General features: G+C 36.4%; 14 protein-coding genes. 12 read left to right on the top strand and 2 right to left on the bottom strand.

The window, feature by feature from the left end; genetic code table 11:
- Positions 1 to 133 precede the first annotated feature (133 nt).
- Positions 134 to 1,126 (bottom strand): DUF3231 family protein, encoded by a 993-nt coding sequence (locus tag ACH0CI_RS13960; protein ID WP_406901670.1) that lies wholly within the window; start codon positions 1,124 to 1,126, stop codon positions 134 to 136.
- Positions 1,127 to 1,280: 154 nt separating this feature from the next.
- Entirely contained in the window at positions 1,281 to 1,796 is a 516-nt protein-coding gene (locus ACH0CI_RS13955) for a cupin domain-containing protein (RefSeq protein ID WP_406901669.1), read from the bottom strand.
- Positions 1,797 to 2,043: 247 nt separating this feature from the next.
- Between ACH0CI_RS13955 and ACH0CI_RS13950 the strand changes: the two genes are divergently transcribed.
- The 12 genes from ACH0CI_RS13950 to folE all read left to right on the top strand — a co-directional run bounded on the left by ACH0CI_RS13950 (position 2,044) and on the right by folE (position 14,141).
- On the top strand, positions 2,044 to 2,262 hold the full coding sequence (locus ACH0CI_RS13950) for a hypothetical protein (protein ID WP_406901668.1): 219 nt from the start codon (positions 2,044 to 2,046) through the stop codon (positions 2,260 to 2,262).
- On the top strand, positions 2,259 to 2,519 hold the full coding sequence (locus ACH0CI_RS13945; RefSeq protein ID WP_406901667.1) for a hypothetical protein: 261 nt from the start codon (positions 2,259 to 2,261) through the stop codon (positions 2,517 to 2,519). Before ACH0CI_RS13950 ends, ACH0CI_RS13945 begins: the two co-directional genes overlap by 4 nt.
- A gap of 581 nt (positions 2,520 to 3,100) precedes the next feature.
- Positions 3,101 to 5,038, top strand: coding sequence for an asparagine synthase-related protein (locus ACH0CI_RS13940; protein ID WP_406901666.1), 1,938 nt, complete (start codon positions 3,101 to 3,103; stop codon positions 5,036 to 5,038).
- Positions 5,039 to 5,052: 14 nt separating this feature from the next.
- Complete coding sequence (locus tag ACH0CI_RS13935; protein WP_014461234.1) at positions 5,053 to 5,178, top strand: paeninodin family lasso peptide; 126 nt, start codon at positions 5,053 to 5,055, stop codon at positions 5,176 to 5,178.
- A 93-nt stretch (positions 5,179 to 5,271) separates the two neighbouring features.
- Entirely contained in the window at positions 5,272 to 6,204 is a 933-nt protein-coding gene (locus ACH0CI_RS13930) for an aldolase (RefSeq protein ID WP_406901665.1), read from the top strand.
- Entirely contained in the window at positions 6,197 to 6,496 is a 300-nt protein-coding gene (locus ACH0CI_RS13925) for a lasso peptide biosynthesis PqqD family chaperone (RefSeq protein WP_406901664.1), read from the top strand. The genes ACH0CI_RS13930 and ACH0CI_RS13925 overlap by 8 nt, the downstream gene beginning before the upstream one ends.
- Positions 6,497 to 6,539: 43 nt before the next feature.
- Positions 6,540 to 7,019: a lasso peptide biosynthesis B2 protein gene (locus tag ACH0CI_RS13920; RefSeq protein WP_406901663.1), complete on the top strand. Its 480-nt coding sequence runs from the start codon at positions 6,540 to 6,542 to the stop codon at positions 7,017 to 7,019.
- The gene (locus ACH0CI_RS13915) at positions 7,016 to 8,188 is read left to right on the top strand and encodes a nucleotidyltransferase domain-containing protein (RefSeq protein ID WP_406901662.1); all 1,173 of its coding nucleotides are present in this window, start codon (positions 7,016 to 7,018) and stop codon (positions 8,186 to 8,188) included. Before ACH0CI_RS13920 ends, ACH0CI_RS13915 begins: the two co-directional genes overlap by 4 nt.
- A gap of 93 nt (positions 8,189 to 8,281) precedes the next feature.
- Positions 8,282 to 10,066, top strand: a complete 1,785-nt coding sequence (locus ACH0CI_RS13910; protein ID WP_406901661.1) for an ABC transporter ATP-binding protein — start codon at positions 8,282 to 8,284, stop codon at positions 10,064 to 10,066.
- Positions 10,067 to 10,220: 154 nt separating this feature from the next.
- Positions 10,221 to 10,580 (top strand): helix-turn-helix domain-containing protein, encoded by a 360-nt coding sequence (locus ACH0CI_RS13905; RefSeq protein WP_014461229.1) that lies wholly within the window; start codon positions 10,221 to 10,223, stop codon positions 10,578 to 10,580.
- A gap of 327 nt (positions 10,581 to 10,907) precedes the next feature.
- The gene (locus ACH0CI_RS13900) at positions 10,908 to 13,457 is read left to right on the top strand and encodes a bifunctional diguanylate cyclase/phosphodiesterase (protein ID WP_406901660.1); all 2,550 of its coding nucleotides are present in this window, start codon (positions 10,908 to 10,910) and stop codon (positions 13,455 to 13,457) included.
- Between the two features lie 39 nt (positions 13,458 to 13,496).
- On the top strand, positions 13,497 to 14,141 hold the full coding sequence (gene folE / locus ACH0CI_RS13895) for a GTP cyclohydrolase I FolE (RefSeq protein ID WP_155010363.1): 645 nt from the start codon (positions 13,497 to 13,499) through the stop codon (positions 14,139 to 14,141).
- The last annotated feature ends 26 nt before the right edge of the window (positions 14,142 to 14,167 follow it).

The following is a 14,167-nucleotide window of genomic DNA, read 5'->3' as shown; positions in this document are numbered from 1 at the left end:
GGTGAACATACCGGATTTTTTTATGGATAACATATCAGCCGTAACGCCACCGTTCGTGTCACGCCGGCTGATGGGAATAAACAAAGCATAAAGTATGAAACGCGTTTCAGGTCAAGAGCTGCTATGAAAAAACTTACATTTCTTTACGATCGCTTGCTTCAGGCGGCTTTTCAATCCACCCGTTTTTAATCATCACTTCGCTGCAGCGCCCCGCTACTTTTAAGTCCCGTAAAATACAGGCTTCACAGTGCCCGACAATATCGAGCCTCATGCTGGTAGTCATTGCCGTTGCGTAATAGGTAATGGCTACTTTAAACATCGCTCCTGCGTGAAACGTCATCAGCTTTTCTGAAAAAGGCGCGTGCGTAGACGTTGTGATTTCATTATCCAAAAGCGGAGGCGTATGAAGGTTTTCCTCGTGCATAATGGAAGAATAAAGCTCAATATGCTTGTGGGCCACATCAAGCCCCGTCTCCATAACTTTCCGCACATCTTTTCGTTTACTCACTTGCTTAAAGGCAATTAAAAGCGCTTTGGTTGCCATGCTTTTGCGTAAATTAAAATAAATATTTCCGGCTTCCGTTGCGTTTAAAAGGCGCTGCTTTCCTATAAAATCAAGAGCGTAAGACAAATCTGTAATCGACTCTTGTTTTTTCGGATTTGAAAAATAAGGAGCCGGTACATAAAGATTTTTTGCTAAAAGCAGGTCGAGCGACCGATTATATACTTCCATCACATCTAAATTACACTGATGATAATAATCTCGAAGATCTCGGCGAACGGACACGCTAAATGAAATGCCGTATCCTGCCAAGCCGTGAATAGTCATGTCGTGAAGATACTTCAGCCAAAACGAGTCTGTAAAAAGCGGAGGTGCGTGCAAGTCCACATCTTCATCTGTAAATCCGTTCGGCAGCGGAAAATGTTCGGCATGAAAAATGGCAGTAAGCAGCTCAATATGCTTTTTTGATAACTCCAGCGAAAAGGCGAACAGCGACCTAATCTCGGCATCCGTTACCGTTGCTAGAACGTGTTTCGCTACACAAACCGCCAGCGTATCCTGCTGATACTGCGCGCATAGACTCGTTATTTCAGGCGAAGTCAAACGTTTGCTTTCTGCGTTCAATTGGCTTTCCTCCTATTTATAAAAACGGTACGTATTTATAAAAAACAGATAAGTATAGTGTGGACAAGGGTGTGTTAAATTATTCCATGGTCAAATTGAAATCAAAATAGAAAAAAGACCTGCCCGGTAAAGAGCAGATCTTTATGTAAATCGTTTATTTTTTATTGAATGCTTTTTCAATTTCAGGATAGGTAATGCCGTATTTTTGAGAGACGGTAACTAAACCGATAATTTCTTCTTCAGTAGGTGGTCCCACTTGCGGCACAGGAGCATTTTCTGGAACGGAAGTACCGAGTTCTTTAACGAATGAATCAAAGCCTGCAGGAGAAGCCGTAAGGATAAATTCCGTTTCTTCTGGTCCGGTCACAAAACGGTGTTGAATACCTCGAGGAGCAAAAACATAATCGCCCGCTTTCGCTTCAATGATTTCTTCTCCTATGTAAAAAGTCATCGATCCGCGCTTTACGTAAAACGTTTCGTCTTCATGTTCGTGTAGGTGAAGCGGGGGACCTTGGTTTGCTGGTTTTACTACGTGCGCCACGGCGTAAGCTCCGTTTGTATCTTCACCTGATACAAGAAGCGTTACTTTTTCATCAAGAAAATGAAATGTGTTTTGATCGTGTGGCTTACGGTGAAAAGCATTTGTTAGCTGATTATGAGTTGCTGTCATCCTTTTATCTCCTTAAAAAACATATTTTGAGATTATTGTATACTAATATGAACGTTTTGTGTGTAAATTAATAGTTAAAAAGAATTATTTATTTACATTTATTATCTTTTTATAGTTCTATTGTTATCGATTGTGGATTTTCCATATAATTTCCTTTATTTATTTTCTAAAACTACCCAATATGCTAACATAAAGATAGAACCCTTAAATGGATAAGTGATGTATGAGATGTAAAAGGAGAGTTTCGATGAAGTTGTTTAAAGATGCGTCTAAACGAGAGCATCAAAATTGGAATAAAGCTGTGTCGGCAGGTTTTTATATCCTTTTATTGCTTCTGTTTGTGAACGTAATAATGTATACCTATAAAGGTGCTGAGTTAGTGTCGTCGCTTTCGATGTTTTGGACAGGGATGATTGTGACGTTTGGCTATCAGTTTATTTTAAATAGAAAAAGTGAGAAAAAATGAAAAAACAGCTCTGGCACCGCTCAGAAAAATTTCTGCTGCTGCTGTGCTTTTTTGCACCACCCATCGGTTATATAGCGGTGGTAGTAAATAAGAAAAAGCTCAGCCGAGAGCAGTGGCTGAGTAACTTAACGGTAGCAACTATTATCATGTCCATATGGCTGCTGAAGTTTTTGCCGCATCAGTGGGGACTCATTATTTTGTTAACAGGAGTTGGAATCTACTGGTATCATCGGATTTTGAAGAAGTTTAAGAAGTAGCATAGGGAAAGGAAGTGAAGTCAAATAGCAAACAGTGACTGAATTTCCGCATCCGCCACCGTGGGGTAAGAACGTGTTTCGCTAGACAAACCGTCAGCGTATCCTGCTGATACTGTGGGCATAGACTCGTTATGTCAGGAGAAGCCAATTGAACGCTTGATTTATGTGTTCAATTGGCTTCTCTTCTATTTGGAAAAAGAGTACTTATCTACGAAAAACAGATAAGCTAAGCATAGTAAGGATAAATGTGTTTTAAATTATTCTATAGGCCAACAGCTTATTATTGAGGAACTATTACAAGGGCTCGCTAGTTGCTAAATGTAAAAGCTTTGTGTTCTTAATTAAGATCATTATGTAACAAAACACGACATTTGCACTAATCAGTGGATATTTATCGAAAAATGTTCTTTATTGAGGTTTACTTTTTGTTATTTGTTCTCTATAATAGTCATTACTTGGTGATTATTTAGTAAAAAAGAATTAAAAACAAAGTTTGATTAGATATATATATGACAAATAACAGGGTGTAGTGGTTATCCTTGTTCTTAATAAAGAACAAGGAAGTCGTGAGAGGAGAAAATATGAGTGCAATAGCTGGAATTTACCATTTCAATAACAATCCCGTATCTCATGAAGAGGTAGCTAACGTTCTTCAAGCTTTATCCAAATATCCAGCTGATGACATACAGGTATGGAAAAAAGAAAGTGTTGCACTTTTGAGCCATACTCAATGGATTACGTCAGAATCTGTTGGAGAAAAATTACCTTATTATGACTACGAGAAGCAATTAGCTATTACCGCAGATGCGATTATTGATAATCGTGAAGAATTGGTAGATCAGTTGCAAATCAAGGATATCTATAAAACGAAAATTACAGATAGTGAATTGATTTTGCTTGCGTATCATAAATGGGGAGAAGAAGCTCCGAAATTTCTAGTGGGAGACTTTGCTTTTGTCATTTGGGATGAGAAACAGCAAAAATTATTTGGAGCAAGGGATTTTTCAGGAAACCGTACTCTATATTTTTTCAAAAATGCTACAAGCATGGCTTTTTGCACCGCTATTAATCCGTTATTTTCGCTACCTTATATAAAAAAATCTTTAAATGAAGAGTGGCTTGCAGAATTTTTAGCTATTCCAATAACATTTGAGTCCACGGATGCTGCTTCAACTGTTTATAAGGAAATTCAACAAATACCGCCTTCTCATTCAATAACCGTTTGTCATAATCGGCTTGAAGTGAAAAGGTATTGTATAGTGCAAAAAGAGAAAAAGCTGAAGCTAAAGTCAAACGAAGAGTACGAAGAAGCGTTTCGCGAAGTGTTTCAGCAAGCCGTAGATTCTAAGCTAAGAACGAGATTGCAAGTCGGCGCTCACTTAAGCGGAGGATTGGATTCAGGATCAGTAGCTGGTTTTGCTTCTAAATCTCTTTATAAAGAAAACAAAAAATTACATACATTTAGCTATATCCCAATAAATGAGTTTGAGGATTGGTCGCCTAAAAGTAGAGTGGCAAATGAAAAGCCCTTTATCAAATCAACTGTTAATTACATAGGTAATATAGAAGATAATTACTTCGATTTTGAAGAAAAAAGTCCTTTTTCCGAAATTGATGAATGGCTTGAAATACTAGAAACGCCGTATAAATTTTTTGAAAACAGCTTTTGGCTTAAAGGTATTTATGAACAAGCCTCTAAAAAAGGAGTAGGAGTTTTACTAAATGGACAGAGGGGAAATTGGACAATCTCCTGGGGGCCTGCGCTAGACTATCAGGCACAGCTTTTAAAGAAGGGAAATCTAGCTAAATTCTTTCGAGAGCTACGTTTGTACAGCAGGAATTTAGGAGTTGGAAGATCTCGTGTTCTTCCTGTAGTGGCCAAAAAGGCTTTTCCAAGATTGCATTCGCTCATCTCATCAAGGCAGGGTACACCATATCCACCTATCATTAATCCTGACTTTGCCCAGAGATTTGATGTATATGCCAGACTAAAAGAACATGACATCAATATGGATGGCTTACTTACTAAAAGTGCTTATGAAATAAAGAAAACACAGTTTTTACAGCCATATTACTGGAGTATTAACGGTACATATACAACAAAGCTTTCTTTATATCATTCTTTATGGGATCGTGATCCGACAAACGATTTAAGAGTTATTCGTTTTTGTTTATCAGTTCCTGAAACGCAGTTTGTTCAAAATGGTCAAGATAGATCTCTGATTAGAAGAGCAACTAAGAATGTTCTTCCGGACGATATAAGGCTTAATCAAAGAACAAGGGGCTTGCAAGGAGCAGATGGCATTCAGCGTATGATACCAGAATGGAATCTGTTTATAAATGAAATGGAAAAGGTAATAAACTCTGATTTTATAGCTGAATATTTTGATATGAACTTAATAAAGGCCGCTTTGGCAAATTTAAGGGACAATCCTAAGCCGGAATCTGTATTCAGCACTGACTTTAAGCTTTTGATGCGAAGCTTAATAGTATATCGATTTATAAATAAGTTTCTTTGAAAGGGGGTGAAACTATGAAAAAAGAGTGGAAAAAGCCAGTACTAGAAGTACTTGATGTAAATATGACGATGGCCGGCCCAGGAACTAGTATTCCTGATGCGGTACAGCCAGATCCAGACGAAACAGTTCACTACAGCTAATTTGAATGAATGATTATAGACAACAATTGCCCTTATACACGTTGAGTTGTATGAGGGCTTTTCAAAAAATTAATAACATCTGGAGTGAAATCAATGATTAGTATCAAAAAAAAATATACTTACGATGCTTTTGGGCTAAATATTTTGAGTGAGCTGTCTTTGCCAGAATTAAATAGTCCAGTTTTTCCAGGTGATCATATAGACGTTTCTATTAAACTTTCAGACTTATCAATAGACAAAATTGAATTAGATCAAAAAAACGGTTTTACGGTCCGCAGCCATTACGTAGCGTTTGAAGTTCCTAGTCTAGCCGTTTTTTCTATAAAGAACGGAAAAGAAATTGTAGTAGCACCTCTTAATGACTTTGATGAAGCTAAGGCGAGGCTATATATACTGGGAACTTGTATGGGAGTCATTTTAATGCAGCAGCAAACTTTGCCTTTGCACGGCAGTGCGATAGCTATAGATGGAAGGGCGTATGCTATCGTTGGCAATTCTGGAGCCGGAAAGTCTACCTTGGCGTCAGCTTTTATTCAAAAAGGGTATAAGCTCATAAGCGATGATGTCATTCCTGTTACGTTTTCAGATGAGCATATTCCGATGGTTCAACCAACATATCCTCAGCAAAAGCTGTGGGAAGAAAGCTTAAATGAGTTCGGATTGAATGCCAGAAAATATCAGCCTTTATTTGAAAGAGAAACAAAATATTCAGTGCCCGTAAAAGACAGTTTTTATAATCAACCAATTCCTCTAGCAGGAATCTTTGAGCTCGTAAAAGGAAGCGAGGAATCTGTAGAAATCCGCCAAACCAATGGCTTAGAGGGCTTCCGGATTTTACTTCACCATACGTTTCGAGGTTCACTTCTGCAGAGGCTAGGATTAAAGGAGTGGCATTTTATTTATTCTTCAAAGATTCTTAAAAGCGTAAATACGTTTCAAGTAACGCGATCTTCTTCTAACTTTACGCCGTATGAGTCGGTATCCAAAATACTAAATATAGTGAAAGAAGGGAATTTAATTGATTAAATCAGACCAGATTCTACCCAAGCATATTGTGACACAGAGTGAGGGGAATATCGTAAGCGATATGGGAAACGAGAAAGTTATGCTAAATATTGAAAACGGTAAGTACTACAACCTAGGTGAAATTGGAGGAGACATCTGGGAAGGTATTAGTAAACCCACACAAGTAAACGAATTAGTGAATCATATTGTAAAAAAGTACGATGTTCAAACGGATAAATGTGAAAAAGAAGTTATTTCATTTTTAGAGAACATGTATCAAGAAAACTTGATTGAGCTGGTTGTGGAAGACTAAATTTTTATGTGTATTTTATATGAATAATATTGGAGTAGCTGTAATGAAATTGATAAAAAAAGCTAAACATTTTTTATGCTTAGATACCAGTCAAAAGCTTTTGTTAATCGAAGCATTTTATTATCTTGCTTACGGAAGAATCCTTAAAGCACTGCCATTTTCAAAGGTTACACCTATGTTAGGCGAGCATATGAAAGAGAGCAGCAGGGATGAAGATAGCTATGAAACTAAAACGTTAAGGCATATTTCAAACGCTATCTATCAAATGAGCAGATATACTTTTTGGGAAAGTCAATGTCTCGTAAAAGCCTTCGCAGGTATGAAGATGTTAGAAAGGCGCCGTATTGAAAGTACGCTGTATTTGGGTACAGGAAAAGATGAAAACGGAAATTTTATTGCACATGCCTGGCTGCGAAGCGGCTCAACATACGTAACAGGATCAGAGGGAATGGAAAGGTTTACAGTCGTAGGGAACTTCTCTAAAACCTTAAATAATAAAGGAAAGCGAAAGGAAAAACGATGATAGACAAACAACCAATAATTGATACAAGCCAGTCTAAAGAGCTTCATTTTTTATTAACGCTGTTAAGAGAAGAGAACAAATCTGAAGAAATCATACCCTTAAAAGAGCTTGATTGGAATCATTTTCTTGAGTTAGTAAAACATCATCGAGTTTGTCCTTTAATTTATATAAGGTTAAAAGATACGCCTGATGTTGTTCCATCGCACATCATAGAAGTGCTGCTTCAAGAATATAAAAAAAATACCTTTAAGATGCTTCAGTTGAGTGGAGAAATGGAAGCACTAGATAAGGTGTTTAATGAAAATAATATTGAAACGTTGTTTTTAAAAGGGCCACCAGTCGCTTACGACCTGTTCAAAAATATTTCTCTTAGGATGTCTAAAGATTTAGATATTCTAGTGAGAGAGGAAGAACTCGAAAAAGCAGAAAGTATTCTTTTCAGTCTAGGCTATGAAAAGGAAGAAATACCAACTGTGTTAAATGAGATAAAATGGCGCCATCACCACATTGCCTATTATCATCCGGAAAAAAAGATTCAAGTTGAAGTCCATTGGCGGCTGCATCCTCGTTCAATGAAAAGAACGAAGTTTGAGGAACTTTGGAATGGAAAAAGAGAAAGTCAATTAACCAAGCACCCTATATCTTTTATGGGTACAGAGGACTTGCTGCTGTATTTAATCTCTCATGGGGCTCGTCACGGCTGGTTTCGTCTGCGTTGGTTAAAAGATATCGATCAAATGGTAAGGAACAAAGATATTAACTATGTACGTTTTAGAGCACTGGCAATCAAACATCAGCAGAAGCACTTAGTAGGGCAGGCGTTTCAATTAGCTACTCTACTTTTTCAAACGCCGGTACATGAAGAGCTTCAGGATATTGTAAATGCAAGGAGAGTTCATCGATTAGCGGAAAAAGCAATTCCTTATATAAAGGAAATGGTTCAATTACATGTGCATCCTCAGCCAAAAAATCTAGAAAAGTCCTATAAAAACTATTTATTCTCGATAAAAACTAAACGACAAAAATGTAAATTTTTTATTATTTCATTTTATCCCAACCCTCTAGACGAACGAACCTTTAGGCTGCCGAAAAATTTGTATTTTTTATATTTCTTACTAAGACCGTTTTTGTGGTCGTGGAGAAAACTAAAGAAGCCAGTGTTGTTTTAAACTTTTCTTGCCAAACGGTTAGCATATAAGAACTACGCGTGGGTGGGGTTAATAAGCCATAGGTCAAACCGATAGGAGGCAGGAGAACGTATATTGGAACCGTTATTATATTATATAAAGAAATTGCATTCTTCCACAGGGAAAATTATCTATTTTAATGTTTTCGGAATGGCAGTGGTTAGTTTAATGGAGGGATTTGGTATTTTGCTAATTGTCCCGTTGTTAAGCATTGGAGGAGTGATAGAGACAAATGCTGCATCTAGCAAGCTCAGTCAGTTGTTCAATTTCCTTACCGTATTGCCGCCTTCTCTGTATTTACCGTTAATCTTGTGCATTTATGTGGTAATTATTGTTGGACAAAATCTCCTTCAGAGAAGCTTATCTATTCGAGATGTTAAAGTTAGAGAAAAATTCAGCAGGGACTTAAGAATTGAAATTTACAGCTTGCTTCTTCATTCGAAGTGGGCGTTATTTTTAAGAAAACGAAAATCAACGCTTATTAATCTATTAACTGCGGAGCTGGCACGTGTTATAGGCGGGATTAATTTTTTTCTTCAGCTATTGTCTAATACTATTTTTATGATTATACAATTAGCTATTGCACTATGGCTGTCTGTTAAAATGACTCTTTTTATCGTGCTGTTCGGTTTAATACTAGGGTATCTTTCGAGAAAGTTCGTACAAAAATCTAGAAACTTAGGACGCAGAACCTCTCAATTAGGTGAAGACTATATGGCTGGAATAACAGACCAGCTTAATGGTATTAAAGATATTAAAAGTAATAAATTAGAAAATAACTATATTGATTGGCTGCGTTCTTTAACTTCTAGAATGAATACAGAACAAATTGAATATGTAAAACTTAAGTCAAGCTCTCAGCTAGTATATAAAGTGAGTGCGGCTTTTCTCGTTACAGTATTTATATTTATATCTGTAAAAGCTTTTCATGCTCAAGGCGAGCAGCTTTTGTTAATTATTCTTATCTTTTCTAGACTATGGCCAAGGTTTATTACTATTCAGTCAAACTTTGAACAAATAGCAGCGACTCTTCCTGCTTGCCAGGCTGTTAAGAAGCTCATAGAGGACTGCTCTAAAGAACAAGAATTTAAGCCAGCAGATGCACTTTCACTAGTTGCAAAGCCGCAAATAGAGTGTAAAGACGTTTATTTTCGCTACAAAAAAGACAGTCATAATTATGTATTAAGGAATATTAACTTGACCATTCCTAATAATCAAATGACAGCTATTGTAGGCCCTTCTGGAGCTGGGAAAAGTACGCTTATTGACCTATTAATGGGGCTAAATTCTCCTGAAAGAGGAGAGGTGCTTGTAAATGGCCACCCGCTTAAAGATGAACTTCTACTGTCTTTAAGACAATCCATCAGTTATGTACCCCAAGACTCGTTCTTATTTAACACTAGTGTGAGAGAGAATTTACTGACGGTGAATGAACAGGCTAGTGAAAGAGAATTATGGGAAGCATTAGAATTTGCGATGGCAGATCAATTTGTAGGAAATTTGCCTCAAGGTCTAGATACTGTTATTGGAGATAGAGGAATGAAGATATCTGGCGGAGAACGCCAGAGGCTTGTTTTGGCAAGAGCAATTCTAAAAAAACCAGCTCTTCTCATTTTAGATGAGGCCACAAGCGCCTTAGATACTAATAATGAGAATAAGATTAAAGAGTCAATCGAACGGTTAAAAGGGAAAGTAACGATTGTTGTTGTAGCTCACAGGCTGTCTACTATACAAGCTGCGGATCAGGTTCTTGTGTTAGAAGAAGGAAAAGTGATTCAAAAAGGAAGCTTTGATCAACTGGCTTATGAAGAAGAAGGTGCGTTTCATAAATTATTAGAAGGTCAATTTCAAACTGTTTAATAAAGGTAAGCGCTCTTAATTTATCAGCATAATCTATTTGATGTTTAACTCACAATAAAATAAAGGCGCAATATTATTAAAAATTTCACTTATAACTATTAACGGTGTTCCTTAAGCTAAATCTACATTTTAATAAGGAGAGTGCTTAATAATAATGATTGGTCGTCGTGTAAAAGAAATAAGAATGCAAAAAAAGCTGTCGCTTTCACAGCTTGCAGAACGTGCTGACATTGCTAAATCTTACTTAAGCAATATCGAACGTGATATTTGTATTAATCCAACAATTGATGTAGTTGAAAAGCTGGCTCAGGCCCTTAAAGTGCACCCCGCTGTTCTTTTAAGCTGGGAAATAAAAGAGCTGGGTTCTGAGAGTATGGATGATTCTTTCAGCTGTATAAAAAGCCATATCAGTACTTTAGACAGCTTACAGCTTAAGGAACTAAGAGATTCTATTGATATCGTCGTCTGGAAAAGAGAGAAAGTTCCTTTAAGTGACTTAGGTAATTTAATATAAGTATGTTAAAAAGAAGATAATGTCACGATACCTTCGCAGCTTAAAAGAAAGTTGATTTTACGAAAAAGACAAATTTTATCCATTGATATTTTTGAAAAAACAGATAGAATATTATAAGAATATAAAATTATTCTATCTGTGTAAATAAAAGTTTTTATATTGAATTATTTTACATATGTTTTTTGAGAGTAACCAACCGCATCGGTTGGTTTTTTGCATGAGTTGATTATTTTGTGAAAATTAGAACAAATATACCGCTACACAAAGAAATTTATTATATATTTAAAAATATAAGAGCGTTTTGGTACCAATGGGAGGCCAGCACTTGTGTCTATAAAGAAAAAAATATCGCTGTTCTTTACTTTGCTAGTGTTGTGTATTTTACTGGCGAATAACACACTGCATTACATTAGATCTAAAAATAGATTAATAGATTTTAATCAAAAAGAAATTACTCTTGTAACGGAAGAAATTGCATACGAGGTAGAAAACTCTAAAAATAGCGCTTTGTATATGGAAGATAGAATGGCACAAGAGTTAAGAACAGCTTCAATTGCTATACAACGTTCTCTTCCTTCTAAATATCAGGATGTAAGTAACGAGCAGCTTACAGAGCTAGCAAAGCAGCTTAGAGTATCTCATATTACATTATTAGCTCCTAGGGGAGATGATATTATTGGTGTGAGATCCTCGGATTCGAAAGAAATCAATATATCTACTAAAGAATGGGGGTATTGGTACACGTCTTTTCAAGAGCTTCTGGATAATAGACCGGTCACTACAAAAAAAGGTATGGCTCTGCCCAACTTTTGGAGTGGTCCAATTGAAGTAGCTTCTAGTAATCCAAAGCATGTTGATAAATGGGGATATTATTATGATGGTTCTACTAATTATATTATTAATCCTTATTTTCGTGATAAGAATGTGATAGATATCGAAAAGCAATTTGGTCCTACTAATGTTATGAATCGTTTTACGAAAAGTTTAGATGGTGTTCTTGAATTAACAGTGTTTAATCCTAATAATTTTGGGAAACAAAATCAAAGCGTCTATTTAAATGGAAATAGATATGTGAAAATGAAAGATCAGCCAATTTGGTATGGAATATATACATATCAAAATACGAATCGCGATAAAGCATTTATTAAAAATGCCTTGAAAACGGGGATGTCACAAAGCTATATTTCAGAAATCAACAAGAAAAAAGTACTGAAAACATTTGTACCAATCAAGGAAGAAAAATCTGCTTCCTACGTAATAGGGGTCGTCTATGATTATGATTTGATTGAAACAGAGCTTCATGATGAATTAGTGAAGCATCTGCTTTTATCTCTGCCTTTTATCATCCTTGTACTGATCGTCAGCATTATTTTTTCTACGTCTATTACACGCCCTATTAAAAATTTGGTGGAGCACGTGAATTATATTGCGAAAGGGAATTTTGGTAAAATATCTACTGTAAGAAGAAGGGATGAACTGGGGGGGCTTATCGAAAATATTAATCATTTATCACATTTCTTGAAAACCTATTTAGATGATTTGAAAAGCAGCCAGGAAGAAAGTGAATTTCATGCGTATCACGATTTTTTAACAGGACTGCCCAATAGAAGGTATTTCAAAGAAGAACTCAATAAGCGTTTAATGGAATCTGAGCAAAAATCAATTAAACATGTAGCCGTACTGTTTATGGATATAGACCGGTTTAAAGACATTAATGATACGTTGGGACACTCAAAAGGCGACCAGCTGATACAGCTTGTAGCTAATAGAATTAAAGCCTGCCTGCCTCCATACAATAGCTTTCTGACAAGGCAGGGGGGAGATGAATTTGTAGTTTTATTCAGTGATTTTCCACCTGTAGAGGTTGAAAAGCTTGCTCGGAAAATTATTTTAGACGTTCAGCAGCCTTGCTATATCGAAAGTGATGAAATAGTTGTAAGTATAAGCAGCGGTTTAAGTTTTTATCCGGAGCATTCTACAAATCTGGATACACTCATTACGTATGCTGACGTGGCAATGTATGCTTCTAAAAGGCAGGGAGGCAACAAAGTCATGATTTACCATGAGCTATTAAATGAAAAGCAATCTGAAAAAATGCAGATTGAAAAACGTTTGCGCAAAGCTATTCAAAAAGAGACTATTGAGGTATACTATCAGCCCAAAGTGGATGTTAGACACAATACTATAACGGGAGTAGAAGCTCTTGTGCGCTGGCACGATGAAGAGCTTGGTTTTGTTTCGCCTGAGGTATTTATTGGTATAGCAGAAGAGGCGGGTTTGATTCATTCGTTATGGGAAAGTGTGATGAATATAGCCTGCTGTCAAATCAGCAAGTGGAATAAAATGTTCAATCAAGAATTAACATTGGCTATGAACTTTTCACCGCGCCAGTTTCAAGACTCATCTTTATTAGTTCATGAGGTCAAAGCTGCTCTCTCTTCGTATAAACTTAACCCAGGAAGTTTTGAAATGGAAATAACTGAAAGTACACTGCTTATTAATACACAAGAAACAATTAAAGCTTTACATGAACTAAAAGAATATGGTATATCAATTTCTATCGATGATTTTGGTACAGGTTATTCTTCGTTAAGTTATTTGAAAAGTTTACCTATAGATTGTTTGAAAATTGATCGATCCTTTATTGTGGATATGAACGAAGATGACAGCAACCGTAAAATTATACAAGCAATTATCAGCTTATCTCAAAGCTTAAATTTAAATGTAATTGCAGAAGGCGTCGAGCTAGAATATCAAAAAGATTTTCTGCTTGAAAATGGCTGTGTGCATATGCAAGGATACTTATTTAGTCGACCGCTATGCCCAATAGGCTTTGAATCGCTTTTTTGTAGTAGTGATGACCAGAGTATCGACTGAGATGAAAAAGTAACTGAAAAGGGAAGAGGAAATAGAAATATGACACTTAGTACACAAAATTTAATTGCTCAAAAATTTTTAGAAACATTAGGCACGAATTCGACTGAAATAGATAAAAAAATAGGTCAAGCTGACACATTTATGAATGCAGTGAAAGAACTAATTGATTTGTGCGGAGATAACCCTGAAAGAGATGGCCTTGAAGAGACGCCGTACCGAGTGTTAAAGGCGTTTTTAGAATACACAGAAGGCTACCGAGAAGACCCGAAAGCTCATTTGGAAAAAACATTCGATGTGAACCATAACGAATTGGTGTTGATACGCGACATTGAATTTCATTCAATGTGTGAACATCATTTTGCTCCATTCTTTGGTGTTGCTCACGTTGGGTATATACCGGATAAAAAAATCACGGGTTTATCTAAAATTGCTCGTACTGTAGAAGGGTTCGCAAAGAGATTTCAAGTCCAAGAACGTCTAACAAATGAAATTGCAGATGCAATCGAAGAGGTTTTAGAGCCTAAAGGAGTTATGGTAATTATTGAAGCAAAGCATATGTGCATGTGCGGAAGAGGAATTAAAAAATCTTCAGCTTCTACAGCCACTTCATCCGTTCGAGGAACATTTATGGAAAAACCAGAGGTTCGAGGAGAATTTTTATCTCTTTTACAGAGACAAATGTAGTGATAGAAGCTGAGAAGTAGAAGCGA

It is taken from the genome of Priestia sp. 179-F W1.4 NHS, from assembly GCF_045369295.1.
GTDB classification, from domain to species: domain Bacteria; phylum Bacillota; class Bacilli; order Bacillales; family Bacillaceae_H; genus Priestia; species Priestia zanthoxyli.
The sequence above is the reverse complement of the archived record's forward strand: the minus strand, read 5'-3'. Positions and strand labels throughout refer to the sequence as shown.

Coding starts and splice junctions, on each gene's coding strand:
- ACH0CI_RS13955 (WP_406901669.1), bottom strand. CDS start 1,796: ATGACAGCAACTCATAATCAGCTAACAAATGCTTTTCACCGTAAGCCA.
- ACH0CI_RS13950 (WP_406901668.1), top strand. CDS start 2,044: ATGAAGTTGTTTAAAGATGCGTCTAAACGAGAGCATCAAAATTGGAAT.
- ACH0CI_RS13945 (WP_406901667.1), top strand. CDS start 2,259: ATGAAAAAACAGCTCTGGCACCGCTCAGAAAAATTTCTGCTGCTGCTG.
- ACH0CI_RS13940 (WP_406901666.1), top strand. CDS start 3,101: ATGAGTGCAATAGCTGGAATTTACCATTTCAATAACAATCCCGTATCT.
- ACH0CI_RS13935 (WP_014461234.1), top strand. CDS start 5,053: ATGAAAAAAGAGTGGAAAAAGCCAGTACTAGAAGTACTTGATGTAAAT.
- ACH0CI_RS13930 (WP_406901665.1), top strand. CDS start 5,272: ATGATTAGTATCAAAAAAAAATATACTTACGATGCTTTTGGGCTAAAT.
- ACH0CI_RS13920 (WP_406901663.1), top strand. CDS start 6,540: ATGAAATTGATAAAAAAAGCTAAACATTTTTTATGCTTAGATACCAGT.
- ACH0CI_RS13915 (WP_406901662.1), top strand. CDS start 7,016: ATGATAGACAAACAACCAATAATTGATACAAGCCAGTCTAAAGAGCTT.
- ACH0CI_RS13905 (WP_014461229.1), top strand. CDS start 10,221: ATGATTGGTCGTCGTGTAAAAGAAATAAGAATGCAAAAAAAGCTGTCG.
- folE (WP_155010363.1), top strand. CDS start 13,497: ATGACACTTAGTACACAAAATTTAATTGCTCAAAAATTTTTAGAAACA.